The organism is Rhizobium sp. PvP014 (assembly GCF_017876855.1).
GTDB classification, from domain to species: domain Bacteria; phylum Pseudomonadota; class Alphaproteobacteria; order Rhizobiales; family Rhizobiaceae; genus Neorhizobium; species Neorhizobium soli.
This window is the reverse complement of record NZ_JAGIOT010000001.1, coordinates 170,962-196,341: the sequence shown is the minus strand read 5'-3', so window position 1 is coordinate 196,341 and position 25,380 is coordinate 170,962. Positions and strand designations below refer to the sequence as shown.

Below are 25,380 nucleotides of genomic sequence, written 5' to 3'. Positions count from 1 at the left end.
GACCCTCTTCTATAATGACGGATACCGTGCCTTTCCGCCAAACCCCTGCAAGAGCGGAGGTCGGGATCGAAGAGGGAGCATGTCGATCTTGTCTATCCGGTGAATGCCGACGGGGTCGAAGCGTTGCATTGCTATACGCGAAAATCACAGGCCAATGATGACGGCGCGAGTGTACGCGCCGCCGCCTCCCATTTCGCTCGTCGATTGTCCAATCTCTGATCGGACCGCAGCTGTGCGCAGGCAGGCTTGCCCGTCGGTCCAGCCCCCGAGTTCGAACGCTCCTCACGCCGCCCCCGCTTCAGTCCCGAAGGCTACTGGTCCAGCACCTTCCGTATTTTATCAGCAAGCTGATCGAGGCTGAAGGGTTTTTGCAAGAGGTGCGTTCCCCCCTCCAGCACGCCGTTATGGACAACGGCGTTGCGGGTGTAGCCAGTCGTATAGAGAATACTCAATTCCGGCATCAGAACCTTGGCGGCGTCGGCCAATTCTCGGCCTGTCATCCCCGGCATCACGACATCTGTAAACAACAAGGTCGGCTTGAGACCTGCCCTGATCAAGGTGAGCGCCTGCTCGCCCGATGCGGCTTCGACGACGGTATATCCCAGTTCCCGAAGCGCCTCGGTGGAGAAAACGCGCACGCGCTGGTCGTCCTCTACGACAAGGATCGTCTCGGAAACGCTGCCCCGGCCCGGCTGCTTGACGACGCCCTGGATGTTTACGGGAGCTTCAACCTCACCGTGATGCCGCGGCAGGTAGATCTTTATGGATGACCCGACGCCTTCTTCCGAATAGATTTTGACGTGCCCGCTCGACTGCCTGACGAAGCCGAAGATTTGGCTTAGCCCCAGACCCGATCCCTTGCCGACCTCCTTGGTGGTAAAAAACGGATCGAAAGCCTTCGCCATAACCTCGGGCGTCATCCCCGTTCCGGTATCCGATACGGCAATCATGACATATTGCCCGGCTGCCACTGCATTGTCCTGCGCGTATTCGTCGGAAAGATACGAGTTTGCGGTTTCGACCGTCAGGTTGCCGCCGCGGGGCATGGCATCGCGGCCATTGACGGCGAGGTTGAGAATGGCGTTTTCCAGCTGACTGCTGTCGGCATAGACTTTCCACAGTCCGGCCGCCAAGACGGTTTCCACGGAAACATGCTCTCCGAGCGTGCGGGTCAGCAATTCCGACATTCCGGCAATCATGCGATTGGGGTCGATCACCTCCGGCTGAAGCGGTTGCCGTCGCGAGAAAGCGAGCAGGCGGTGCGTCAGCGACGCAGCTCTCGTTGCGCCATCCTTTGCGGCCTCGATGTAGCGGCCGACATCGACCTCACCGCGCGCCAACCGCTTTTCGAGCAGGCTGATCGAACCCAGTATGACGGCCAGCATATTGTTGAAGTCATGCGCGATGCCGCCCGTGAGCTGACCAACGGCTTCCATTTTCTGCGCCTGGCGCAACTGGTCCTGCGCGTCGACCAGCTTCGCGGTTCTTTCTTCTACTTCACGCGCCAGTTGCTCGCGGGACTTCGACAGAATATCGCGTGCATCGACGATGTCCTGGATATCGGTGCATGTCCCGAACCAGCGGCTGATTTCGCCATCCTCCTTCCGCACAGGCTGCGCGCGGCCGAGAACCCATCGATAGTTACCGCTACGATGTCGGAGGCGGTACTCGATGTGGTAGGGCTCTCCTGTGACGAGGCTGCGACGCCAGGTGGACCAGGCGCGATCCTGATCGTCAGGGTGGAATACGCCGTTCCATTCCTCGCCGTCTGTCGAGCCTTGCGGGACGCCCGTGAAGTCGTACCAACGCTGGTTGTAATAATCGTGGTGGCCGTCGGGTTGCGTGGCCCAGATCATCTGGTCGATCGAATTGGTGATCGCACGGAAGCGTTCCTCGCTCTCCCGCAGCGCGATTTCGACAACGCGGCGATCGGTGATGTCAAATGACACACCCGGAAACCGCAATGGTGTACCGTCCGGCGCAAGCGTGACGCGGCCTTGGGCAGTCACCCACCGGACGGAACCATCCGCGTCGACGAGCCGGTATTCCTGCGAAAATATAGTGCCCGTCTTCAGCGCTTCGTCGATCGCGGATTGAAGGGCCGGCAGATCATCGGGATGAACCAGACGGAAAAAAGCACCGATCGGAGCGCCGCTGGCGGCAACGCTCCGCTCAACGCCGTAGATCTTGGCAAATCGCGCGTCGGCCACCACGCTGTCGTTCGGGATGTCCCAGTCCCACGTCCCGACAGTTTCTGAGGCGCCGAGTGCGTATTCCAGTCGCTCTTCGCTCGCCCGCAACGCCCGTTGCGCAGAGAGGCGGGCGGTCGTCTCGGTACCTTGGTTGAAAACCCCGACGACACGACCTTCCGCCGAAAAGATCGGTGCGAAGCTGTAGTCCCAATGCGTATGCTGAACGCGTCCGCCGCGAAGCATCGGCAGCATTTGATCGGCCACACGAAAACCCTTGCCCGTCTCGACGACGGCCATGAGTTGCGGTTTTATGATATCCCAGATGTCCGCCCAGACGGTCGACGCGGGGCGACCCAATGCCCACGGGTGTTTCTCTCCAGCGATCGGCGACCACGCATCGTTATAAAGGAGACGCATTTCGTCTCCCCAGTAGATGGCAGTTGGCAGGTCGGTATTGAGGCACAAGGCCAGCGTGGTCTGCAGCTCTATCGGCCAGTCCTCGATAGGTCCTAAGCTGGTTGTGTTCCAATCGACCGCGCGAATCCGCGAAGCCATTTCGCCTTCTATCTCTGAAAGGATCTGCATCACGTCAGAGGCTCACTGGCTGTTCGGCACATGAAGGCTACGCTCATTTCAGTTTAATGGCTTCAGTCTGGAGATCGGGTCTAACAGAAAACGGGAGGGGTGGGGAGACGGTGTTTGACGCGTGGAGGATGGTGGCCACAGTCTGTGTTCAACCTCTAAGGCGAAGCGTTGTTTCCGCATAATATTCCCGAGAAGCCGGTCTTCTCGCGCAACTGCTGTCTCCGGCAAAACCAGAGGCGGCGTCTTGGCGGACCGGTATGAGTCAGCGAGCCCTCGGTACGGCGCAAGAGGTCACCGAATTAACCACACCGCCAAAAGACCAACAGCGACGACTGTTGTTGCGGCACCGTAGCCGTAAAACGATTCAAGCAATTTGCGGTGCATGGGTTTCGTATCTCCATCCCGTGCGTCGGACGGGGCCCCGGTCATTGTCATTTATGCAAAGGTCTCAGTCGAATTCGTCGCCTCAAGCAATCCCTCGCGTCGTAACGGTAAACGCGGAGTCATCCCTTGGTCGCTCTGCATAACGCCGTTTGCGCAAAATGGTTCCATAAGAGCATGTCAAAGCATACACTCTCTGATGCTCTGGAGAAGTACGCCCGGCCCATGGGGTTTGGGGATAAAGCGTTCTGCAAACGTAAGCTCGGATTGTTGAAGGGTCCAGTTTCCCGACGTGAGGATGATCCGGATCGGGGGCCATCTATCGCGCACCATCCGAGCGAGTTCCACGCCTTCACCCTCGGCAAACAGGTCGATATCCGTCAGGAGAAGTTGGATATCGAAGTTGCTCTCCAGGATGTCTATGGCTTGGGCTGCATCGACCGCGGCGAACACCTCGTACCCGGCATCCTGCAACTCCTCCACCAATATAAATCGGAGGACGGGCTCATCTTCAACGACGAGAATAACTCCGGCTTGGCTCATTTCGGACCTCGGCATCACATTCTCTGTACGTTACCGTACAATTGAACATTTTGGCGAGGCATCAGTTCCGACTTTTACACAGGCGTTGCCTGAATCTGAGCCGAACTCTCATTCACATCCTCTACGGCTTGATGATCGGGCGAACGAGAAGTCGCGACAAGACGTTTCGGCCGCGTGTGTAAGGCGCGAGATCGACGTCGCTAACCAGCCTTGCCCCGCCCTCCCGGCGCTCGAGCGTGATCTTCCGGCTGTGAAACTGTTCGAGCTCTACGCGGTGTGCCACGCTCAGGATTGTGGCATTGGGCAGCTCGTCGATCATCATCTCCATGATTTTGTCCTGCGTCTTTTCGTCGAGAGCGGAGGTGGCTTCATCAAGGACAATGATGTCAGGGTCGTTGAGGAGAAGCCGGGCAAACGCCAACCTCTGCTTCTCTCCTCCTGACAGCGTGTGGTCCCATGGCGCTTCGTCCTCGATCCTGTCGCGCAGGTGCCCGAGCCCGACTTTGTCGAGGGCAACATGAATTTCTTCTGCCGACCACGTGTCTGCCGGTTTCGGGTAGGCGACGGCGCGACGTAGTGTGCCCGAGGGGATGTATGGTTTCTGGGGCAGCATGAACAGTTCCTGGCCCTTGCGGAAGTTGACACTTCCTTCTCCCCATGGCCACAGCCCCGCAATGGCTCGCACCAGCGTACTCTTGCCCGAACCGGATTCACCCGCCACGAGGACGCGTTCGCCAGGCCCGATCTCCACCTGCGTTTCCTTGACAACGGCAGTGCCGTCGCCAAGCGAGACGGAGACCTCGTTCAGGCTGAGCATGGTGTCGCCCTCAGTTTCGCCATGCTTGATCCGTCCGACAGTTTCGTTCTGTTCGGCCTGTTCCAGACCATCAAGCGAAACCATCAGCGAGGCTACGCGACGGGCGCAGGCATTCCAGTCGGCGAGACGGGGATAGTTGTCGACCAGCCATCCAAACGCACCTTGAACGATTGTGAATGCCGATGCCGCCTGCATGACCTGACCCAGTGACATGCTGCCATCGAGGAACTTTGGGGCACAGAGTAGGACCGGAACGACCGGTGCAATGAGCATCGATCCGTGCGAGACCAAGGACGTGCGCATATATTGCCACGCAAGCAGCCGCCACTGCTGACGGACATTTGCGAAGGTCCGATCGAGATCGTTGCGCTCTTCCTCTTCGCCGCCCAGCAGCGCGATGCTCTCGCCGTTTTCGCGCACGCGGGTCAGCGTATAGCGGAACTCCGCTTCGACCTGGTTCTTATTCTCGGACACTTTCACAAAGTTCCGGCCGATGACCGCGATCGAACTCGATGTGATGATGGCATAGACGACCGCCGCAATCACGAGGAAGCCGGGTATGGTGACGTAATTTCCGGCGATCGGAATCGTCAGCGCGCCACCGATCGTCCACAGGACGACGATGAAGGTCGACGCCGACACGAAAGCCGAAATCACCCCTGACGTGAAATCCACGGGCGATTCCGTCGCGATCCGCATATCCTCGGAGATGCGGGCTTCCGGGTTCTGGTGATCGCCTCCGATCAGGTTCAGCTGGTAGTAGCGTCCATTCGTAAGCCACCGCGAGATCAATGATTTCGTGAGCCACGAGCGCCAGCGGCGCTGCATCAGCATGCGCAGATAGACCTGCGAACTGACGAGCGCGACGCTTCCAAGCACGAGGGGCGGAAACAGAAGGCCTAGCGAATAGACCTGATCGGCATTCCGCTGTTCGATCGCATCGAACAGTCCGCGGTTCCAGACATTGATACCATACTGGAAAGCGACGTTGACACCGATGAGCGCGAGAAGCGTTATCGAGCATACCCAGGCGATCTTGTCGCCATCGCGACCCCAATAGCCGCGAGCGCTGACCCAGAAACGTTTGAGAAGATAGGCGCGTCGTGCCTGTTCTGCCTGTTCCGGGGTAAGGGTGGCGGCTGTTGCGCCTGGCTTGGTCGAGGTGGTTTCTGACATTGACACTCCGGTCGAGATCGTCCGCTGGGCAGCGCACTTAGAAACTGTAGAAAGATTGACGGAAACGGAAAGCAGGTGGGGTAGGTGTGGCCTATGCCTGCGGATCGAATGGCGCGGCTAAAGCGACAAGCTGCGCTGCGGCCATCGCTCTCGTGTCAAACATGATTTGCTTTGCTGGAGTTTCAAAGTGGCGTTGTGCGAAAACGCTATGTTCAATCATCGTTTCTCCTCCCCTGATACCCGCAGGTGGCGCAGAAACGTAGTTTGGAACATTAAGGTTCCTACCGCCGGAAAGACGATAGACACTAGGATTTTTGAGGGGTGTGGGGACTAGGTTTCCAGTCGCCCGTAGGCCTGCCCGTTGAGCGAGCTTCGACGGGGTATGGCCGCGGAAAAGGACACGTGAATCTTGTGTCGACATCTGTCAGTCGGGGAGGAGGGCGTGACCGGACATTGTCCGGTCACGGAAAAGGTTCAGCGGGCGTTGTACTTCCCGTCTACCTCGTTGATCGCCTGGACATTTCCGGCCGAGCGACCGTTCTCGTCAAAAGTCTGCGCCAGAAAGGCGTCCGCAATCGCCTTGGCCAGTTCGGTGCCGATCACGCGGGCGCCCATGGTAATGATCTGAGCGTTGTTGGAGAGGGCGGCGCGTTCAGCCGAATAGGTATCATGTGTCAGTGCGGCGCGGATGCCGGGGACCTTGTTGGCCGAGATGCAGACACCGATGCCGGTTCCGCAAACCAGGATGGCCTTGTCATAGGTGCCGTCGATGACACCGGAGGCGACCCGGTCGGAAAGCGTCGCGTAGAACGCATCGGGACCGGCATCGGTACGCGATACTTCGTGCACGTCGAAACGGTCCTTCAGATGATCAGCGAGAACCTTTGCCAGGCCTTCGCCGGCGCTGTCTCCTGCAATTGCAAGCTTCATGGTCATGTCTCCTCAGAGTTTGGCGGCACATTTTGCCAGGATGTCGAGATAGCCCTCGGCATTCCAGGCGGAACGGCCAATGAAGAGCCCGTCGATATGAGGGCTCGAAATCAGTTCTTCGCAATTGCCGGGATTGACCGACCCGCCATAGAGGCAGGGGATGCGGCGTCCAAGGATGGACTGCGCCACATCGATGATCTCGGCATGGCGGGCGGATGCGTAATCTGCGGTGGCGGGAATGCCATTCTCGCCGATCGCCCAGACCGGTTCGTAGGCGAGCAGGATCTCGGCATTCTTCTGGTCGCCCGACAGTTTGGAAAGGGCACCGCGAACCTCATCCGCAAGGACCTGCTGTGCGTTGCCGCTGTCGCGATCGGCGAGCGTCTCTCCGATGCAGATCAGCGGGATGAGCCCGTGGCGAACCGCTGCTTCGGTTTTCAGCCCGACGGTTTCATTCGTCTCGCCGAAATGCTCGCGCCGCTCGGAATGGCCGAGCTCGACGATGTCGAGCTTGCAGTCCTTCAGCATCAGCGGCGAGATCTCGCCGGTCCATGCACCCTGATCGGCCCAGTGCATGTTCTGCGCGCCGACCTTGACGGAGGTTCCGGCAAGCGCAGCCTTGACCTCGCGCGTGGCGGTATATGGGGGAATGACGAAGCGCTGGATGCGTGAATCCCTGTCTTCATCGGCTGCCTTCACGGCGGCCGCGAACTCCAGAGCTTCGGCAAGCGTCTTGTTCATCTTCCAGCTGGTGCCGATCCAGAAGCTTGGCGATGTGGTCATGGATGTGATCCTCCCGACGATGCGATGGTCAGTGTGACGCCCGTGTCTTCGATGTCTCGAAGCAGTTGGGCCTCAGGCTGATTGTTGGTGATGACGGCGGCGAATTGATCGAGACCGGCAAGGACATGCAGCGCCGTGTGGCCAATCCGCTCGTGGTTGACGAGCAGGTAAGCGCGCGCCGACGATGCCATCATCGCCCGTTTTACCCGGATCACGGCGTCGTCCATGTGATAGGCCTGCCCCGATGCGACGGCCGGGGTTGAGATGAACGCAACGTCGGCTCGCAGCCGCGATAAAGCCTCTTCCGTGACCACGCCGAAGAATGCGTTGAACTTGGGCGAATAGACGCCGCCGAGGGCGATCAGCGTTATGCCGGTCTCGGTTTTCAGCCGCTCCATGACGGCGGCGTTGTTGGTAATAACCGTCAGCGGACGTTTGTCGGCCAGTGCCTCGCCGAGCACGGCCGCCATCGATCCGTCATTGACCATGACGGTCATACCGGGTTCGACCAAATCGACAGCCGCCTTGCTGATGGCGTGCTTGGCGGCATGATCCTGACGTTCGCGGATCCGAAAATCGCTCTCGAACTGGGTACCTGCGTCGATCGTTGCGCCGCCGCGCACTTTGCGAAGCACCCCTGCCTGCTCAAGCTCGTCCAGATCACGGTGAACGGTCATCTTGGAGATGGCAAAAAGCTCCGCCAGATCGTCGAGATCGACGGTTCGCTTTTCGATCAGCAGATTGATGATCCGTTGGTGTCGTTCTTCGCGCTTCATCCGAGACCGTCCGCGTGGGATGAAACGGATATAACACCTATATTGTTATAATCAACATTATGGATGTGATTTTGTGGCAGCCATGTTGGCTCTGGAGATTTCGACTTGCGCTATATCGCGTCTTTGACGCGCTGCCACGCATTGAGCAAATGAAGCCCCAATACCTTGGACAAGGTTTCTCCGTCCCGCGCTTCGAGCGCGACGATCATCTCCTCATGCTCGGCCATGGCCGCCGACCACTTGTCCGGACCCTCGTGGCCGATGAACCGGATTCTCTTCAAGCGCGACTGCAGTTGCGCTTGAACGCTGCTAAGTGCCTGGTTGTCCGCGATCCGACAGATTTCGGTATGGATGGCCTGGTTGAGCTTGTAGTAGCGCAGGCGATCCTTCACGTCGTAGCAGGCCCGCATCTCGTCATGCAGTTGCCTGACCCGGGCGATATCGTCATCCGTCGCGGTCTCGCAGGCAAGGCTTCCGGCAAGCTCCTCCAGGTTCTTCAGAACGATGAGCATGTCGTGCACATCCTTGCCGCTGAACCTTTTGACGATCGCGCCGCGGCTTGGAATGAGTTCGACGAGCCCTTCGCTGGCAAGGTACTTGATCGCTTCCCGCAGCGGCGTGCGCGAAACGCCCAGCTGTTCGCCGAGCTGGCTTTCGTGCATCCGCGAACCGGGGGCAAGCTCTCCCTCGATGATCATGTCGCGCAACCGAGTGACGAGCGTGTCGTGCAAGGCCGTGCGCCGGATGGGGCCGGATGGCGAGACAGGCGATTCGGGCAGTGTATCACTCATTTTGAAAGCTCGATTTCTGGACCGCCGTGATGATCAAAGCGTCTCGCCAGGATTATACCAGAACCCGAACGGCACCAAACGTAAAAATGCTGCATACAAAATGCAAAAGACTTGTCCTGCGATTCCGGATGGCTTAGAAACGTCCTCACCGAGGTAGGAGAATTGACCCATGGATATCACCAAGCATCACGATAGCCGTCCAACCATTGCGCTTGCGATGGGAGACCCGGCCGGTATCAGCCCCGAACTGACCGCACAGCTTCTGGCTTTGGATGACATCAGAGAGCAGGCCTATATCGTTGTGATCGGCGATCGGCGCATTCTCGATAAGGGCGCGCAGGAAGCAGGCGTTCAGCCAGATCTGATCTCGGCTTCGCTCGATGATCTTTCGGGTCTCGATCGCTCGAAGCACGCATTTATCGATTTGGGCCATCTCGCTCCGGAAGAGGTGGAGCGCGGCGAAGCGACGCTGGCCGGCGGCACGTTCGCCACGCGCAACTTCCGCACCGCCCTTGAGCTCGCCCATGCCGGAAAGGCCGATGCGGTCTGCTTCACGCCGTTCAACAAGAAGGCGATGCGCTTTGCCTATCCGGGCTACGATGACGAAATCCGTTTCGTCTCGGACGTTCTGTCGTTCACCGGCAAGATCCGCGAGTTCAACGTTCTCGAAAAGATCTGGAACGCACGTGTCAGCTCGCACATCCCGCTCAAGGAAGTGGCTGCCAACCTGTCCGTGGACCGGCTTCTGTCGGAACTCGAACTGACTGTTTCTTGCCTGAGGGCCGCCGGTATCGATGAGCCGCGCGTCGCGGTCGCCGGTCTCAACCCGCATGCGGGCGATGGCGGCAGCTTCGGAATGGAAGAAATCGAGATTATTGAACCCGCCGTTGCCGAAGCAAAGGCGCGCGGTTACGGCGTCGAGGGTCCGTTCCCGGCCGATACCGTGTTTCTTCGCGCCATGAAGGAAGGCTATCACGCCGTCCTCACCATGTATCATGACCAAGGTCAGATCGCCATGAAGCTGATTGGCTTCGACAAGGGCGTGACGATGATGGGTGGCCTGCCATTCCCGCTTTGCACGCCGGCTCATGGCACGGCCTATGACATCGCAGGCAAGGGAATAGCCGATATCGGCGCGACCCGTGAAGCGATCCTGCTTGCGACTCGTATGGCAAAGCGCCAGCGCCTGGCAGCACAGGCCGCGTGATCACTTGATCATAAATGACCGGCCGTGAATGGCCGGTCATCTCAGCCCGAGAGGACGCGGGCTTGGCGCATGTCGGTCGGCTTGAACGCCGGCTGCCAAATGTCAGAGTGTGCGGCTTCCCTGCGCCATCAAGAGCGCGGTGGCGTCGCGGTTGGAGGACGACAATGACAAGTTCAGCTCCCAAGTGGACGCGTGAGACCTGGCCGATCGCGGCCGCAATGATTCAATACCCCAATATGTTGCCGGACGGTCGTTCGGTTCAGGATCAGACCGTCGAGGAATGGGCCAAGACTGTCGCCGAAGTCGCAGATGCAGGCTTTACCGAACTCGATCCCACGGACAGCTGGCTCCGCGTCGCCGATCTTTCGGCTGATCGCCGTCGTGCGTTCTGCGAGGTCGTGAAAGATGCAGGCATGACCATCCCGGCGATCTCGACATCGCGGCGCAGCGTCATCGACGAGAAACACGGCGACGAGTATCTCGCCTACAGCCACCGCGTCATCGAGACTGCCGCTGAGATCGGCGCGCAGAGCGTTTCCTTCGGCTTTTTCGAGCCGCTGACGGGCAAGCAGAAAAGCGCGTTGTGGTTCTGGACCGAGCAGGGTGCCAAAAACCCCGATGACCCCGCGACGTGGAACAAGGCTGTCGCCCGCATTGCCGAACTCGGCAGGCACGCCGCAGAGGTCGGCATCGACGTTTCCCTCGAAATGTACGAGGACACCTATCTCGGAACGGCGGACAGTTCTGTCCGCTTCGTCGAGGAAGTCGATCTGGCCAACGTCGGCATCAACGCCGATCTCGGCAATCTCATCCGTCTCCATCGGCCGGTCGAGCACTGGCTGCAGATGATGACGAAAGTCGCGCCTTTCGCCAAATACTGGCACGTCAAGAACTACATGCGGATCGAGGACGAGCAGGCGGGCCTCATCGCCAGCCACCCGGTTCCGCTCGAATCCGGCTTGATCAACTATCGCACAGCAATCAAGCTTGCGTTGGAACACGGCTTCAACAGCCCGTTCCTGTGCGAGCATTATGGTGGCGACGGCCTTTCCGTCAGCGCGACCAACCGCGACTATCTCCGGCGCATTCTGCCGCGTACTTGAGGACCGCTTAAATGACGACGATCTTTGATGCCCCAGACGAATTCGCCTCGACTGCGCTTGCCGGCTTTTGTCAGATCTATCCCAACCACGTACGCCTCATCACCAGCGGTGTCGTGCGAGCCACGACTGTGCCTGATGGCAAGGTTTCGGTGGTTGTCGGCGGTGGCTCGGGTCATTATCCGGCTTTCGCGGGCTATGTCGGCCAGGGTATGGCCGATGCAGCGGTTGCAGGTGACGTGTTTGCGTCTCCATCGACGGCAGCGGTTGCACGTGTCTGCCGCCATGCCGACAATGGCGGCGGCATCATTCTCGGCTTCGGCAATTATGCAGGCGACGTGCTGAATTTCGGGGTCGCTGCAGAGCGTCTTCGTGCCGAAGGCATCGATGTGCGCATCATTGCCGTGACCGATGACGTTGCGAGTGCGTCGGCTGACGAACACGCCAAGCGCCGCGGCATCGCCGGCGACCTCATGGTCTTCAAGATAGCGGGAGCGGCGGCGGAAGCGGGGCTTTCGCTTGACGAGGTGGAGCGTATCGCCCGGCATGCCAATGAACGCACGGTTTCGTTCGGCGTCGCCTTTGCAGGCTGCACCCTTCCAGGTGCAAAGCAGCCGTTGTTCACGGTCCCGAAAGGCCGGATGGCTCTCGGCCTCGGCATTCACGGCGAACCTGGCATTAGCGAGCAGGATATCGCGAGCGCGACGGATCTTGCGGATGTGCTCACGGACAAACTGTTGGCCGAAAGGCCGCAGGGCTGCACGCGCGTCGCAGCCGTTCTCAACGGTCTGGGTTCGACAAAATACGAAGAACTCTTCGTGCTGTGGACCGCCGTCCAGAAGAAACTCACCGGGTCCGATCTTCAGATCGTCCTGCCGGAAGCCGGGGAATTCGTCACCAGCCTCGATATGCAGGGTTGCTCGCTGACGCTGACGTGGCTCGATGAAGAGCTTGAGCGCTATTGGGCGGCACCCTGCGATGCGCCGGCATTTCGTCGCGGACGGCCTGAAGTCGCTGAATTGCGTACCGACGTACTCTCCGATGACGAGGCTGCCCCGGTGATCCCGGCGGCCTCCGAAGCGTCGCAGACGTCGGCTGCCTGCATATCCGATCTGTTTGGCAGGATTGCCGCCATGCTCAGGGATAAGGAGTCCGAGCTTGGCCGCATCGATGCGATCGCCGGCGACGGCGACCATGGGCAGGGGATGCAGCGCGGTTCCGATGCCGCGGCCAAGGCGATGGCCGCCGCCGTATCGGCGGGAGCCGGCGCGCAGACGACGCTTGCGCTTGGCGGCGATGCCTGGGCTGACCGGGCCGGCGGCACATCCGGCGCGATCTGGGGATTGCTGCTGCGCTCGTGGAGCAGCGCCTTGAGCGATAACGACGTGCCTGATGAAGCGGCGATTGCCGAAGGCGCGCGCAGGGCGCTCGATGCCGTAACCACGCTCGGCCGTGCCCGGATCGGCGACAAGACGCTTGTGGACTCACTTATCCCGTTCGTTGAGACGCTGACGGAGCAGACCGCGGCCGGCAAGTCACTGCCGGAAGCCTTCAAGGCTGCCGCTGACGCTTCGAGCGCGGCTGCCGAAGCAACAGCCGCACTTACGCCGCGGCTGGGCCGTGCGCGTCCGCTTGCGGAAAAGAGCATCGGCCATCCGGATGCTGGCGCTGTATCGCTGTCCATGGTGGCGCAGCTTGCTGCCGGCTTTATCGCCGACCGCGGCTGACCCTGAAAAGGTCTATTCGGTTTCAGCCGAACAGACCGACACATGTCAGCCAAAGGCCGGATGCCAGGGTAATGGCATCCATCATCAGGCCAAACTTGCGCTCGGACATGCTGACGACATAGCGTTTGGCAAAGAACGTTCCGGCCATCAGTGACGAACCAATCACGAGACCACTGATCACGAGATCATGGGTCAGCGCACCTGCCTGATAGAACGTGAAAACCTTTGCCGCCTGCACGAAAATCGAGGCCGCCGCTTCCGTCGACAGGAAGGCGCCCTTGGTCAGCCCGAAGGCCAGAAAGGCTGGAATGCTGAGTGGGCCGGTGGACAGAAACATCCCGGTCAGAAACCCGACTCCGGCACCGGCGATTGCCATTCCACCGAGCCCAATGGTCATGTTGCGGTGGCGAATGTATCGCCGGAACGGGACGAGCAGCATGATGAAGAGGCCGAGCAAAGTGCCGCTGATGGCTGCCGGCAGATGGACCAGGCTGACAGCGCCCAAGGACGCTGCCGGCATGCCGGGGAGCGCATAAGCGAGAACAGCCCACCAATTGACATGCCTGTGCCAAGCCATCACACGCGCGGCATTCGCCATCAGCCCGGCGATCGCCATGACGGGAATGGCGCGCGCGGGGTCAAACATCGGAACAAGAACGGGCAGGAGAATGAGGCTGGCGCCGGTGCCGATCACCCCGCTCAGGCAACCGGCGACAAAGCCTATGGCGCAGACGAGGATATAGGAGAGCAAGGCTTATCCTCGAAGCGAGTTCGGCCACAGGGCCGTAGAGAAGCGCGGCCAGCTTTCGCGCCGGCCGCGCATTGCCTTGGGAGGCTTAGAAGAATGCCTTGTCCTGCTCGCGCCGCAGTTCGAGCAATGCCGATGCCTCGTCGAGTTCGACATCGCCGCAAAGGATCGGCTGGCCCGCCCTGACCGCTCTCTTCAGGGTGCGATTGGCTGCCAGATAGAAGGGAACGGCCCTGTCATCCGAGAGCGGGCCGGCCGGGATCATGCGCGCCGAAACGTTGACGATCGAGTGATGGTGGCCGCTTGCCGTCAAAACTGTTCCGGCTTCGATATCGGCATCTGCATGCGCGACGAGGTCGATCACCGGCCGCGGCTCGGCCGCACCACTGGAGACGCCGCGCACGCCGACTTCCAGAATGCTCGTTGCAGCCTCGACGCCCAGAAGATGGCGTGGAATGTAGAGCATGGCGACATCGCCCTTGCGGCTCACGACATGGCCTTTTTCCGCCAGCATCTGCCAGGTCTCCGCGTCGTCGCAACGCACCGTCACGAAGACGCCGCCGGCAAAGCTCAGTTCGCCGGGAAGCCGTAGGCAGTGGAAGACGTCGAGCACCTTTGGCGCGCCGAGCAACCCGCCGCTCGAACGCTCGGAAAAGAAATCGGCAACTTCGGTGATCCGCGCGATGGGAACATGCAGGTCGGCCCGGTCGACCAGGAAGCCCGTGGCATTGGCAACCAGCGTCATTTCACACAAGTCCGGAACTGCCCGCTGCGGAAACTCCGCTGCGATTTCCGATCGTCTTGCCGCGATGGTCGACAGGTCCAGTGTTGCCGGTTCGATCCAGTCGCCAAAATCATGTGCAGACGCGGTCTTGCCGTTGGAGCTCAGCGTCTTCTGTTTTGGGTCGTAGACGAAATCGTATTCGCTGGCCTTGCCGGCGGCGATGATATCCAGTCCGAGCACTTCCGCCCAGGTCACCAGACCCATCAACAGGCTCGGCTGATCGCCATCGACCGGGGTCACGATGACATTGTTGTTGCGGGCGCGCAGCGCAAGGCCTGGACCGACGACGCTATCGACTTCCTTGGAGACGAGCGCGACATGCTTGCCCGCATCGATCGCAAGCCGGCTGTGTTTCGCCCCGGCTTCCGGATGACCGGTTGCTTCGACCACCACGGAGATCGGAAGGTCGAGGACGAGGGAAAGGTCTCCCGCCGCAATATACAGGCCGTTCTCCCAGGCCGTCTTCGCCTCGCTCGCGGTTGCGCATTGGGCAATCTTGGCCGGATCGATCCCAAGGCCCCGCAGAACGTCTGTCGCGGTTTGCGCCTTCAGATCGACCGCGACGCGGGTACTGACCAGCGGCGTCTTCAAACTCTGTGCGATGAAGCTGCGGCCAAAGCCGCCGGTGCCGACGATGCAGCATTCCACCGGGTCGGACTCTCTGCCGAAATAGGTGTGATAGTTCATGGTGTTCCCCTCCTAAACCGAAACGAAAAACTCGTGGGCGCGGCTTATGCCGCCGCGTCCACGCTTCTGTGGCTTCTGAGGTACTTGATGAACTTCAGGCTCTGCGGAATGATGAGAAGCGCGAGTGCCACTGTCATGATCGAGCCGACCAGATAGTTCGAGAAGAAGATCCCGAGCGATCCGTCGGAGGCGATCATCGACTGGTGGAACGAGCTTTCCGCCTTGCTGCCGAGAACCATGGCGAGAACCAATGGTGCCAGCGGAAATTCCAGCTTGTTGAAGACGAAACCGACGACGCCGAAGATCAGTACGAGCCAGAGGTCGGAGGTCGAATTCGCCACCGTATAGGCGCCAACGAAGCAGATCGCCACGATCATCGGACCAATGATTGCAAACGGGATGCGAAGCAGCGCTGCAAAGAACGGAACGGTCAACAGGACCAGAATGACACCGACGAAGTTGGAGATATACATGCTGGCGATCAGGCCCCAGACGAAGTCTGGCTGCGTGGTGAAAAGCATCGGTCCCGGCGTCAGGCCCCAGATCATCAGGCCGCCCATCATAACGGCTGCGGTTGCAGAGCTTGGAACGCCAAGGGCAAGCATCGGCAGCATGGCGCAGGTGCCGGCCGAGTGGTCGGCGGTTTCCGGTGCAACGATACCTTCGGGACGGCCTGTGCCAAACTTTTCGCCTGGCTTCGACCACTGACGTGCAAGACCATAGCTCATGAACGATGCTGCGGTCGGGCCACCGGGCGTGATGCCCATCCAGATCCCGACGGCAGACGAACGCACGATCGTGGTGAAGTATCTCGGCAGCTCCAGCATGGTCTTGAAGACGTCGCGCGGATCGATACGGGACGCGACTCCGCGGAATTTCAGCCCGTCCTGAACGGTTGCCAGAAGCTCGCCGATCCCGAACAGACCGATGACGACGACCAGGAAGCTCACGCCGCTCAAGAGTGCTTCGATGCCGAATGTCAGGCGAAGCGATCCGGTAACGGTATCCATACCGACAGTGGACAGAAGAAGGCCGAGGCTGAGCGAGACGGCCGTCTTGATCGGCGAAGCGCTGCCCATGCCCACAAAGGCGCAGAAAGCGAGGAAATAGACGGCAAAATATTCAGCCGCGCCGAAACGAAGCGCGAAGCGTGCCGCCCAGGTGGACAGAAGCGTGATGACGACGATACCGACGAAGGCGCCGATGCCGGCAGACATGAAGGCAAGCGTGAGTGCGCGGGTCGATTGCCCGGATCGCGCCATCGGATAACCATCGAAAGTGGTCGCCACCGAACTCGGCTCGCCGGGAATGTTGAAGAGGATCGAGGTCGTCGAGCCGCCGAACAGCGCGCCCCAATACATCGACGCCAGCAGAATGATTGCCGAGACCGGGTCCATTGTGAAGGTCAGCGGAATGAGCAGCGATACGCCGTTCGGAGCCCCGAGGCCGGGGAGGACGCCGACGATCAGCCCGAGAAGGACGCCGACGATCATCAGGGTGATGTGCATCGGCGTAAGTGCCGTCGCAAAGCCACCCATAAGCAGTTCAAAATTTTCCATGATCAAGCTCCGGGTGCTTAGTAAATGCCGAGCATTTCTTCGATCGGGCCCTTATGCAGCGGCACCTGGAACGCTTTTTCGAAGACGAAATAAAGCGCGATGGAGAAGACAACACCGATCAGGATCGCGATCCACGGCTTGTAGCCGCCGTTGCGCCAGGCAACGTAGAAGAGATACAGCGCTGTCCCGATATAGGTGCCGAGAAAGACCGTCACGATGACGAAGACGATCATCGGCAGAAGGAAGGAAAGAACCCTTCGCGTCTGTTCCGGCTCAAGGAACGTCTCGCGCATCTCCTCGCTGCCCATTCTCAGCCTGAAAAGGGCCTGGGCCGCGCTGGCAAACGCCGCAACGATCAGGATGATGCCGACGTAAAACGGAAAGTAGCCCGGCATGGGGCCGGATTCACTCCAGCTGACGCCGAGTTCCAGGGCACCTGTTGCACCCAGCGCGCCGACGGCGGCAAGAGTGATGGCGGTGACAATCTCGACATGGAGTCGCTTGATACGCATGATTGATTTCCCTCGATCGAAAGATCCGGCATGAACATGCCGGACCTAAAATCGTATTGGCGTCAGGATTTTACTTAACCAGCCAACCTTCGGCTTCGAAGACGCCGACGGCGTTCTTCTCGCTGGTAACAATGAAGTCCTGCAGCTTCTGGCCAGACATGAAATCGCCGGTCTGCGAGGTCTTGCGGATATAGTCGGCCCATTCTGGGGTCTCGCTGACCTTTTTCAGAACGTCGCTGTAGTAGGCGACCGCATCATCAGGCGTTCCTGCCGCGGTCCAGACAGTGCGGGGCATCTTGTAGGACGGAATGTTGACGCCGCTCGAGGCGCAGGTCGGGATATCGCCCCAGCCCTTGCCGTCATGGACCGGATCGCTCTTGGCCATCGGCTTGTCGGAGAAGACGCAAAGCGGCTTGATCGCGCCCGCCTGCCACTGGCCGACATTCTCGTTCGGATTGTTGACGTTGGCAGCGACATGGCCGCCGGCCAGCTGAACGCCGACTTCGCCACCGCCATTAAAGGGCAGATACTTGAAATTGGTGCCCGTCGTCTGCTCGATCAGAGCGACCAGGGTTTCATCCGTGTCCTTCGACTGGCTGCCGGCGAAGGAAAGCATGTTCGGCGCAGCTTTCGCGGCTTCGATGAGATCCGTCGGCGTCGCGTATTCGGAATCGCCCTTCACCCAGATCAAAAATTCGTCGAATGCGAGCGCTGCGACGGGACGCAGGTCCTCCATCGAATAGGCAAGCTTTGCGACATGCGGCAGGAGATAAGCGTTGTTGGTTCCGAAGTAGAGCTTGTTCGGATCGCCTTCATTCTTGCGGGCGTAGAGGAACGCTTCCGCACCGCTGCCGCCGCCCTTGTTGAGGACCACCATCGATTTTTCCATCAGCTTGTGCTTGGCGATGATCGACTGGATGGTGCGGGCAAAGTTGTCGGTGCCGCCGCCCGGGCCGGATGCGACGACGAACTCGACGGGGCGTGTCGGTTCGAAGGCAAGCGCCTGTCCCGCCAGCACGACCGCGGCCGCAAATGTCAATCCTACGGATAGCTTCTTCATCTTATTCCTCCTTTAGATGAAATGGCTGCAGGTTTGCCTACAGCCGATCGGTCCTCGTGTTCACGAAGCGGCAGCGAACTGCGTCCTCGGCGCACCTCGTGAGATCGACCCGGCAATGAGCGGCCAGGCAGACGCCGGCTGCGATCTCGTGATGTCGGGCAGTTCTTTGAATTCGAATGAGAAAGAAGCGAGCGCGCTGAAGCCACTCTGATCGTGGCGGTTGGGCCTCGCCGAGACGCCTCTTGCGGGCGCAAGTCCGACTGATTTTGGGCTTCGTCCTGACGCCATAATCTCCTCCATCCGAGGAAAATCATAGGCCATCTATTAGCACACATCAAGTCTTCAGAATTTTGTATACAAAATTTTGCGGACAGGGAAGCGCAGGCGGCGATACGATCGATCAGCGCGATCTAATCGATTTGCTCTTGCTTTACGCGATAGCCCGACTGTTCAAACTCGCGTTTGCGAACGCGAGTTTGAACAGATCGCGAGATTTTTTTTAGAGAACTTAGGCTGATCGGCACCGGGAACCGTCATGCGGATAGCACAACAGCAACCTTAGATTCAGGTCCCGATCGGCGATTCGCGATCGCAGCCAGGTCTATTCAGCCTTCGACTGCGTGCTACCCAAAGAGAGCCGTCCGGGCGACCTCAGGCGCGGTGCCGGTCATGCCGGCTTCGTTCGCCATCGGCAGCCGGTAGTATTTGCGTGCAGTCCCCGCAAAGAGTTTTGCCTGATCTCTCAGGGAATAGCGTGCCGCCACGTGCTTGAAGCCCGAATAGATCGTGTCAAATGAACCGCATAGACTATCGACCGGGAAATTGCTGGCAAACATCGTCCGCTCGGCTGAGAACATAGCAATGGTTTCGGTGATGATGGCGCTGTTGTCCTCGATTGACCAAGGCCGCCCTTTCTGGCCGATCCCAGAAATCTTGACGCAGACATTGGGCATATCCGCAAACTTGCCCATCGCCGCGTGCCATCCCTTCATCCCTTCGCTGGATCGATCCGATGGCAGACCCGTGTGGTTGAGGATGATGGTCGTGGAAGGAAAATCCCGTGCCAGCAGCATGGCCTCGTCGAGATGCCACCAGTTCGTCTGGAGATCGAAGCTCAGTCCATGCGTCTCGAGAAGGGCGTAGCCTTTGCGCCAGGTCTCGTCGGTCATGAGAGTTCGGTGATCGGCAGCAACAGCGGCGCTTTCGGCGCCGCCCGGCTTGTGACGCACGCTGCGCACCAGCTCGAACGCTGCCTGATCGGCAAGGACGTCAGCCACATCGGGCCTATCGAGCCATGCCTGGGCGACGATGGCATTGGGAAGCCCGAATTCATCCGCGACCTTGGTTGCGTATCGGCTTTCCCCAATGGGATCGGCCGGATCCCACTCGGTCTCGACATAGACCGTCTGCACGACGTTGTGACCTTCCGCGTCCTTCAGGTAGTCGGGCGGAAGATAGCGCCGCTTGATCGAGCTGTAGTCGCCATACCGAAAGGGGATTTTTGCCTCCGGCTTTAGCCAGGGATGGTCGTTGGCTACGGGGTCCCAGAAATGCTGATGCGCATCGACGATAGGGCCGTCCCAAAGAGGAAAGTCGTCCAATTAGCTGCCCTTCCGTTCACGAGTACCTTCGTTGAAGTCGATGGTGAGAGTGGCGATGACATAGACGACGGCGCAGCCCGCAAAGAAGCCGAGCACGGTGCCATAGGAGCCACCAGTCCATTGAAGGATGAAGCCTGTCAGGATCGGGACGATGATGCCGCTGACACTGCCGGCAAAGTTCATTGTGCCGCCGATGACGCCGACCCGGCTCTTAGGCGCGAGGATCGAGGGAAGGCTCCAGTAAAGGCTGCCGAAGTAGAGCAGGAAAAGCGTGGCGGAGAGAAGCGCGACCGCGGCAACCGGGCTGCTCACATGCGGCAGAGCGATGAATGTCGCGGCGACGCCGAGGCCTGTGATGCCCAGAAGAAGCTTGTAGACGACGGATCGTTTAAACCCTGCGGCCACCATCTTGTCGGCGACGAAGCCGCTTGCGAGCGAACCCAGCATGCCGGCGAGGAAGATGACGAAAGTCGCTCCGCCCATTTCCTTGAGGTTGAAGTTGCGCGCCTGCGCAAGATAGCTCGGGCCCCAGGTCAGCAAACCGAAATTGATCATCGCCCATCCGGCGCGACCTGCCACGAGGCTGACGATCGACCGGCGAAGGATTTCGGTCGGTTCGCTTTCCGTAGCCTCGGACTTCGGTTGCCCCACTTCGTTGATGATATCCATTTCCGTAGCGTTGATGCCCGGATGCGTGGACGGATTGTCACGGAGGTAACGCCATGCGAGCCAGCCCAAAAGAATGGTCACGAGCCCGGCGACGATGAAGGCAAGCCGCCAGCTTCCGAGCGTAAGGATGAGCCAGCTGATCAGGACGCCGCCGATGGCAGCCCCGAGCGGGGCACCGCTATCCATGAAAACGGCACCGCGTGCCCGTTCCCGTTTCGAAAGCCAGATCGAATTGAGTTTTGCTCCGGCCGGGAAGAGAGGCGCTTCCGCCGCGCCGAGACCGATGCGGGTCAACAGAAGCGAGATGCCGCCGGTCGTGAAGCCCGCAATGGTCTGGAAGATACCCCAACCGAGTGTGGACACCGTGATGACCGAGCGTGCGCCAAAGCGGTCGATCAGCATGCCTCCGGGGATCTGCATCAATGCATAGCTCCAGAAGAAGGAGCTCAGGATAAGACCCTGCATGGCGGGGCCGAGCGAGAATTCGGCGGCAATGCTGGGCATGGCGATCGACAGAGCCGTACGGTCGACCATGTTGATGACAACGAGCAGGAAAACGACGACGAAGATGTACCATCGTACATTCGTTGCCGCTTTACCCTTTAGCTCCACGCGGCCAGCGGCAACGGGTTGCTGTTCAATTTCGGACATAGATACAAATCCTCCCTGACTTGTCGGCGCAGGCCTCATCAGGCTTGCATCCACCCGGTTGTCACCGACCTCCTTGATCGGCGTTCCTCTCCACCGTGCATCCCGGGAATATAGTTGACTGGCTATGCCGAAATAATGAAATATACAGATCATGTGATCGGCTTTTCCGATCACGGCATCCGCCGGCTGAAATGGATTGCGCCAATGACATCAGAGCGTTTCGACCGCGGGCTGTCGCTCCTGCGCCATCTGAAAAGCACTCAACTCCTGCTTCTCGTCGAGCTTGGAAAGGTCGCGAGCCTGCGAAAAGCCGCGTCGGCTCTCAACATGACGCAGCCGACGGCGACGAAACTGATTCAGGATCTGGAAGCGGCCGTCGGCCATCCGCTGTTCGAGCGCAGTTCCAGGGGCATGCGCGCAACGCCCTATGGCGAGGTGATGATCAGACATGCGCGGCTCATGCAGATGGAAATCGTCCGGACGAGGGAGGATCTCGATTCGCTGTCGTCGGGCGCATCCGGCACGTTGCGGATCGGGGCTGTCATCAGCGCCGTTCCGTTTCTGCTGGCAAAGGCTGTCGCTGCGCTCAAGCGCGAGCATCCCGGCCTGCAGGTCTCGATCGATGCTGGGACAAGCGATGCGCTCGTTGGCTCCCTGTTGAACGGTCACCTCGATGTGCTGCTGGCACGACCGATCGTGCTCGGCGATCGCAACGACTTCGATTACGTCGATCTCATCGACGAACCGCTGAAAGTCGTCGGCCGGCGGGACCATCCGCTCGCGAGCAGGTCGTCCGTCACGGTGCGCGAGCTCGGCGAATGGCCCTGGACGCTTCTGCCGGCCGGAAGCCCGATGCGAAAGGTTCTGGCGCCCGTCTTTGCCGAAATGCGACTGTCCGGTCCCCAAAACATCGTCGAAACTTCGTCAATGATGACGATGGTGGCGCTGATGCACGAGAGCGACATGCTGGCCGTGATGCCCGGCGACGTATCGGACTTCTACATCCGCCATAACCTGCTGGTCGAGATCCCGGTCACGCTGCCTGCGGTGATGGGATCATACGGGATCGTCACGCGTCGAGATCGGCCGATGACGCCCGGCGTCGAGGCGTTCTTGACGCAACTCCAGACGGCGCTGCAAGAACAGCGACGGATCAGGGCGGAACTGACGAGCGACGGATGATGCAAGCCGGATGCATACTTCGGTAAAGGGGTGAGCCGGGTTCAGATCGAACTCATCCAGTCCAGTCCGTCCTCGGTTACTCCCGCAGGCCGGTATTCGCAGCCGACATAACCCTGATAGCCGAGGGCGTCGATCCCTTCGAAGATCATGCGGTCGTTGAGTTCGCCTGTCATGGGTTCATGCCGGGTAGGAACCGCCGCAATCTGGATATGCCCGATGCGCGGCGCCATCTGCCTCAAGGCTGTGATGACATCTCCGTGCATGATCTGGCGGTGATAGATGTCGAACTGAAGACTGACATTGGGGCGATCGAGATCGACCACGAGATCGAATGCGCGATTGAAGTCGTTGAGAAAATATCCCGGCATATCGCGTTTGTTGATCGGCTCGATGACGAGACCGATACCGGCTTCGGCCGTTGCATCGGCCGCCTTTTTCAGATTGTCCACATAGCAGGAAGCAGCGGTGGGATCATCCGCTGGCGCGATCCCGGCCATCATGTGAAGAAGCGGCGTTCCGAGCGCCTTGCCATAGGCAATTGCCTTGACCAGCGACGACTCGAACTCCTCGCGCCGGTCGGAGAGGCTCGCAAGACCCCGATCGCCGCCTGTCCAATTCCCGGGTGGCATGTTGAACAGGGCCTGGTTTAGCCCGGCATCACGAAGCTTCTCGGCGACGACCTCGGCTGGATAGTCGTAAGGGAAGAGATACTCGACGGCGCTAAAGCCAGCCGTGGCCGCAGCCGCGAACCGCTCCAGGAACGGTCGCTCGTTGAACATCATCGACAGGTTTGCGGCAAACTTCGGCATGGGCCTATTCTTTCTCTGGCATGCCGGGCAGGTGAAGCCCGGTGATCTGGGCGAGCAGCCGCGCAACCGAACTGTCGTCATCGCGACCCATCCCGGCGGCCTCGGTCATGATGAAGAGTTGCAATGCGGCCGCGGTGATCGGAAGCGGAAACTTCTGCTGGCGGCCTATGTCGGAGACAATGCCGAGATCCTTGGTGAAGATCGAGACCGCACTGTGAGGGCTGTAATCGCCATCGAGCACATGCGGTATGCGGTTTTCGAACATCCAGCTATTGCCAGCCGATTTGGTGATGACGTCAAAGACCCTGGCAATGTCGAGATCGAGGCTTTTCGCGAATGTGATCGCTTCGCAGGCGGCCGCTATATGGACACCTGCCAGCAACTGATTGACGATCTTGAAGGAGGAGCCGACACCCGGCTGGTTGCCAAGCTCGTAGACGGTGGCCGCCATCGCATCGAGCGCCGGCCGCGCCGCCTTGAATGCTTCAGGCGAGCCCGATGCCATGAAGGTCAGTTCTCCCGAATGCGCCTTTTTCGAGCCCCCGCTGATCGGGCCGTCGAGATAAAGCAGCCCGGCTGCCTCGGTCCGTGCGGCGAAGGATTTCGCATCGCTGGGCGAGACGGTGGCGCAGCAGACGATGACGCCGCCGGAATGCATCGCGCTGACGATCCCGGCCTTGCCGAAAAGGACTGTTTCCGTCTGTGCCGCATTGACGACCACGACGACCGCGATGTCAGCGCCTTCAACAGCATCGCCCGGCGAGGAGGCAGCAACGCCACCCTCATTTTCGAGGGTCGAAAGCGCGTCCCGGTTGACGTCGAAGCCGCGAACCTTGTGACCGGCGCTCAGCACAGAGCGTGCCATGCCTAGTCCCATTGAGCCGAGGCCAATGATGGCGATAGTGGTTGGGCTGGACATGAGCGGCACCTCCATGAAGCGCTGTGTAGTTAGAATCTCAGCGCTAACATGTTTTCAACCACATCCTCTTGCCCTGTTCAAGCGACATATGTTAGCGCTGAGATAAATGGAGGAGAGAACGACTTGGACGGGGAGGGGAGGTCGATTGCAGACGATAGCGTGCCCTCGGCCGCTGAGACGCCGACGCTTGCGCATGTCGCTCGGCTGGCAAAAGTTAGCGAGAACACCGTCTCGCGCGTGATCCGCAACAAGGGGCCGATCGCACCGGAGACAAGACTCCGCGTCAATGCGGCAATCGACGCACTCGGCTATGTCCCTAACAGGGCTGCCGGTTCGCTTGCGTCCTCGTCTTCGCCGATCATCGGCGTCATCTTGCCGTCGTTGTCGAACATCGTTTTTCCCGAAGTGCTCAGGGGTATAAATGCTGGGCTGATCGGCACGTCCTATCGCCCGATGATCGGTGTGACCGATTACAGTCTCGAGACCGAGCAGGATATTATTTCGTCGCTTCTGGCCTGGCATCCGGCGGCGATCATCACCACAGGTTTCGAGCATACCACGGCCGCAAGACGCATGCTTGAAGGCAGCCGGGTGCGGATCGCCGAACTGATGGATATCGATGACCGGCCCATCGACCTTGCGGTCGGCCTGTCGCATCGCGAGGCCGGCCGCGCGATGGCACGCCATCTCGTTCAGCGCGGCTATTCGAGGATCGGCTATGTCGGCCATGACTGGACTGCGGATCGGCGCGCGCGTTTACGGTATGAGGGGCTTTGCGAAGGTTTGTCTGAGACGGGCCTGTCGCTGGTCGCAGAGTATCGGACAGAGGCGCCAAGTTCGACGCTCGAAGGACGTCGAGCTCTGGCCAGTCTTCTTGCCGACGGTGCCGCCATCGATGCGGCGGCGTTTTCCAACGACGACATGGCGGTGGGCGGTTTCATGCACTGCATGGCGGCCGGAATGCCGGTGCCGGACGGTCTCGCGTTGATGGGCTTCAACGGGCTCGAGATCGGACAGGTTCTGCCAAAGCCGCTGACGACGGTGCTTTCCAATCGCTTTGCCATCGGCAAGACGGCAATCGAAGCCTTGCTGGAGACACCTCAGCGTCCGCAGGAGGCAAGGATCATCGACACGGGTTTTTCAATTGTAGAGGGGGCAACCGCCTGAAGGCGGAGCCCATCCTCAAGACGG

22 protein-coding genes are annotated in these 25,380 nt (G+C 59.9%); 5 read left to right on the top strand and 17 right to left on the bottom strand.

The genetic code is table 11. The annotated features are described in order from the left end of the window. Positions 1-311 precede the first annotated feature (311 nt). From J3A65_RS00860 to J3A65_RS00830, 8 genes are all read right to left on the bottom strand, one after another. A complete protein-coding gene (locus J3A65_RS00860) occupies positions 312-2,747 on the bottom strand; it encodes a PAS domain-containing protein (protein WP_209898526.1) in 2,436 nt (811 codons plus the stop codon). 591 nt (positions 2,748-3,338) lie between these two features. Beyond that, positions 3,339-3,701, bottom strand: coding sequence for a response regulator (locus J3A65_RS00855; protein ID WP_209898522.1), 363 nt, complete (start codon positions 3,699-3,701; stop codon positions 3,339-3,341). A 121-nt stretch (positions 3,702-3,822) separates the two neighbouring features. Then, positions 3,823-5,694, bottom strand: a complete 1,872-nt coding sequence (locus J3A65_RS00850) for an ABC transporter ATP-binding protein/permease (protein ID WP_062458656.1) — start codon at positions 5,692-5,694, stop codon at positions 3,823-3,825. Positions 5,695-5,785: 91 nt separating this feature from the next. Further along, the gene (locus J3A65_RS23445; protein WP_281064457.1) at positions 5,786-5,914 is read right to left on the bottom strand and encodes a hypothetical protein; all 129 of its coding nucleotides are present in this window, start codon (positions 5,912-5,914) and stop codon (positions 5,786-5,788) included. Between the two features lie 254 nt (positions 5,915-6,168). Then, positions 6,169-6,624 carry an RpiB/LacA/LacB family sugar-phosphate isomerase gene (locus J3A65_RS00845; protein WP_062460374.1) on the bottom strand — a complete coding sequence of 152 codons (456 nt, stop codon included), beginning with the start codon at positions 6,622-6,624 and terminating at the stop codon, positions 6,169-6,171. A 12-nt stretch (positions 6,625-6,636) separates the two neighbouring features. Then, on the bottom strand, positions 6,637-7,407 hold the full coding sequence (locus J3A65_RS00840) for a triose-phosphate isomerase (RefSeq protein WP_192087920.1): 771 nt from the start codon (positions 7,405-7,407) through the stop codon (positions 6,637-6,639). After that, on the bottom strand, positions 7,404-8,183 hold the full coding sequence (locus J3A65_RS00835; RefSeq protein ID WP_209898518.1) for a DeoR/GlpR family DNA-binding transcription regulator: 780 nt from the start codon (positions 8,181-8,183) through the stop codon (positions 7,404-7,406). Before J3A65_RS00835 ends, J3A65_RS00840 begins: the two co-directional genes overlap by 4 nt. A 110-nt stretch (positions 8,184-8,293) precedes the next feature. Continuing rightward, positions 8,294-8,974, bottom strand: a complete 681-nt coding sequence (locus J3A65_RS00830; protein ID WP_092664351.1) for a GntR family transcriptional regulator — start codon at positions 8,972-8,974, stop codon at positions 8,294-8,296. Positions 8,975-9,143: 169 nt separating this feature from the next. Here J3A65_RS00830 and J3A65_RS00825 point away from each other — a divergent pair, with 169 nt between their 5' ends. The 3 genes from J3A65_RS00825 (at position 9,144) to J3A65_RS00815 (ending at position 13,008) form a co-directional block, all read left to right on the top strand. Next, positions 9,144-10,181, top strand: a complete 1,038-nt coding sequence (locus J3A65_RS00825) for a 4-hydroxythreonine-4-phosphate dehydrogenase PdxA (protein WP_209898515.1) — start codon at positions 9,144-9,146, stop codon at positions 10,179-10,181. A 164-nt stretch (positions 10,182-10,345) separates the two neighbouring features. Further along, positions 10,346-11,284 (top strand): sugar phosphate isomerase/epimerase family protein, encoded by a 939-nt coding sequence (locus J3A65_RS00820; protein WP_209898513.1) that lies wholly within the window; start codon positions 10,346-10,348, stop codon positions 11,282-11,284. Positions 11,285-11,295: 11 nt separating this feature from the next. Beyond that, complete coding sequence (locus tag J3A65_RS00815) at positions 11,296-13,008, top strand: dihydroxyacetone kinase family protein (RefSeq protein WP_209898510.1); 1,713 nt, start codon at positions 11,296-11,298, stop codon at positions 13,006-13,008. Positions 13,009-13,030: 22 nt separating this feature from the next. On the opposite strand, the gene J3A65_RS00810 is transcribed toward J3A65_RS00815, so the two are convergent. From J3A65_RS00810 to J3A65_RS00780, 7 genes are all read right to left on the bottom strand, one after another. Next, a complete protein-coding gene (locus J3A65_RS00810; RefSeq protein WP_209898507.1) occupies positions 13,031-13,759 on the bottom strand; it encodes a sulfite exporter TauE/SafE family protein in 729 nt (242 codons plus the stop codon). An 85-nt stretch (positions 13,760-13,844) separates the two neighbouring features. Further along, positions 13,845-15,227, bottom strand: coding sequence for a flagellar biosynthesis protein FlgA (locus J3A65_RS00805; RefSeq protein ID WP_209898504.1), 1,383 nt, complete (start codon positions 15,225-15,227; stop codon positions 13,845-13,847). Between the two features lie 44 nt (positions 15,228-15,271). After that, positions 15,272-16,786: a tripartite tricarboxylate transporter permease gene (locus tag J3A65_RS00800; protein WP_209898501.1), complete on the bottom strand. Its 1,515-nt coding sequence runs from the start codon at positions 16,784-16,786 to the stop codon at positions 15,272-15,274. A 17-nt stretch (positions 16,787-16,803) separates the two neighbouring features. Then, on the bottom strand, positions 16,804-17,298 hold the full coding sequence (locus J3A65_RS00795) for a tripartite tricarboxylate transporter TctB family protein (RefSeq protein ID WP_209898498.1): 495 nt from the start codon (positions 17,296-17,298) through the stop codon (positions 16,804-16,806). Positions 17,299-17,368: 70 nt separating this feature from the next. Then, complete coding sequence (locus tag J3A65_RS00790; protein WP_209898495.1) at positions 17,369-18,358, bottom strand: tripartite tricarboxylate transporter substrate-binding protein; 990 nt, start codon at positions 18,356-18,358, stop codon at positions 17,369-17,371. A 623-nt stretch (positions 18,359-18,981) separates the two neighbouring features. Then, positions 18,982-19,959 carry an amidohydrolase family protein gene (locus tag J3A65_RS00785; RefSeq protein ID WP_209898492.1) on the bottom strand — a complete coding sequence of 326 codons (978 nt, stop codon included), beginning with the start codon at positions 19,957-19,959 and terminating at the stop codon, positions 18,982-18,984. Beyond that, positions 19,960-21,279 (bottom strand): MFS transporter, encoded by a 1,320-nt coding sequence (locus tag J3A65_RS00780; protein WP_062458697.1) that lies wholly within the window; start codon positions 21,277-21,279, stop codon positions 19,960-19,962. 135 nt (positions 21,280-21,414) lie between these two features. Here J3A65_RS00780 and J3A65_RS00775 point away from each other — a divergent pair, with 135 nt between their 5' ends. Next, positions 21,415-22,461, top strand: coding sequence for a LysR family transcriptional regulator (locus J3A65_RS00775; RefSeq protein WP_062458703.1), 1,047 nt, complete (start codon positions 21,415-21,417; stop codon positions 22,459-22,461). Between the two features lie 41 nt (positions 22,462-22,502). Here the strand turns inward: J3A65_RS00775 and otnI are convergent, their stop codons facing one another. Both otnI and ltnD read right to left on the bottom strand, forming a co-directional pair. Next, entirely contained in the window at positions 22,503-23,270 is a 768-nt protein-coding gene (gene otnI / locus J3A65_RS00770) for a 2-oxo-tetronate isomerase (RefSeq protein WP_209898487.1), read from the bottom strand. Positions 23,271-23,274: 4 nt separating this feature from the next. Beyond that, entirely contained in the window at positions 23,275-24,189 is a 915-nt protein-coding gene (ltnD, locus tag J3A65_RS00765; protein ID WP_209898484.1) for an L-threonate dehydrogenase, read from the bottom strand. 123 nt (positions 24,190-24,312) lie between these two features. On the opposite strand from ltnD, the gene J3A65_RS00760 reads away from it, so the two are divergent. Beyond that, the gene (locus J3A65_RS00760) at positions 24,313-25,356 is read left to right on the top strand and encodes a LacI family DNA-binding transcriptional regulator (RefSeq protein ID WP_245341371.1); all 1,044 of its coding nucleotides are present in this window, start codon (positions 24,313-24,315) and stop codon (positions 25,354-25,356) included. Positions 25,357-25,380: the final 24 nt, after the last annotated feature.

Coding starts and splice junctions, on each gene's coding strand:
- J3A65_RS00775 (WP_062458703.1), top strand. CDS start 21,415: ATGAAATATACAGATCATGTGATCGGCTTTTCCGATCACGGCATCCGC.
- J3A65_RS00860 (WP_209898526.1), bottom strand. CDS start 2,747: ATGGCTTCGCGGATTCGCGCGGTCGATTGGAACACAACCAGCTTAGGA.
- J3A65_RS00830 (WP_092664351.1), bottom strand. CDS start 8,974: ATGAGTGATACACTGCCCGAATCGCCTGTCTCGCCATCCGGCCCCATC.
- J3A65_RS00815 (WP_209898510.1), top strand. CDS start 11,296: ATGACGACGATCTTTGATGCCCCAGACGAATTCGCCTCGACTGCGCTT.
- J3A65_RS00845 (WP_062460374.1), bottom strand. CDS start 6,624: ATGAAGCTTGCAATTGCAGGAGACAGCGCCGGCGAAGGCCTGGCAAAG.
- otnI (WP_209898487.1), bottom strand. CDS start 23,270: ATGCCGAAGTTTGCCGCAAACCTGTCGATGATGTTCAACGAGCGACCG.
- J3A65_RS00825 (WP_209898515.1), top strand. CDS start 9,144: ATGGATATCACCAAGCATCACGATAGCCGTCCAACCATTGCGCTTGCG.
- J3A65_RS00795 (WP_209898498.1), bottom strand. CDS start 17,298: ATGCGTATCAAGCGACTCCATGTCGAGATTGTCACCGCCATCACTCTT.
- J3A65_RS00850 (WP_062458656.1), bottom strand. CDS start 5,694: ATGTCAGAAACCACCTCGACCAAGCCAGGCGCAACAGCCGCCACCCTT.
- J3A65_RS00790 (WP_209898495.1), bottom strand. CDS start 18,358: ATGAAGAAGCTATCCGTAGGATTGACATTTGCGGCCGCGGTCGTGCTG.
- J3A65_RS23445 (WP_281064457.1), bottom strand. CDS start 5,914: ATGATTGAACATAGCGTTTTCGCACAACGCCACTTTGAAACTCCAGCA.
- J3A65_RS00855 (WP_209898522.1), bottom strand. CDS start 3,701: ATGAGCCAAGCCGGAGTTATTCTCGTCGTTGAAGATGAGCCCGTCCTC.
- J3A65_RS00780 (WP_062458697.1), bottom strand. CDS start 21,279: ATGTCCGAAATTGAACAGCAACCCGTTGCCGCTGGCCGCGTGGAGCTA.
- J3A65_RS00835 (WP_209898518.1), bottom strand. CDS start 8,183: ATGAAGCGCGAAGAACGACACCAACGGATCATCAATCTGCTGATCGAA.
- ltnD (WP_209898484.1), bottom strand. CDS start 24,189: ATGTCCAGCCCAACCACTATCGCCATCATTGGCCTCGGCTCAATGGGA.
- J3A65_RS00840 (WP_192087920.1), bottom strand. CDS start 7,407: ATGACCACATCGCCAAGCTTCTGGATCGGCACCAGCTGGAAGATGAAC.
- J3A65_RS00805 (WP_209898504.1), bottom strand. CDS start 15,227: ATGAACTATCACACCTATTTCGGCAGAGAGTCCGACCCGGTGGAATGC.
- J3A65_RS00820 (WP_209898513.1), top strand. CDS start 10,346: ATGACAAGTTCAGCTCCCAAGTGGACGCGTGAGACCTGGCCGATCGCG.
- J3A65_RS00800 (WP_209898501.1), bottom strand. CDS start 16,786: ATGGAAAATTTTGAACTGCTTATGGGTGGCTTTGCGACGGCACTTACG.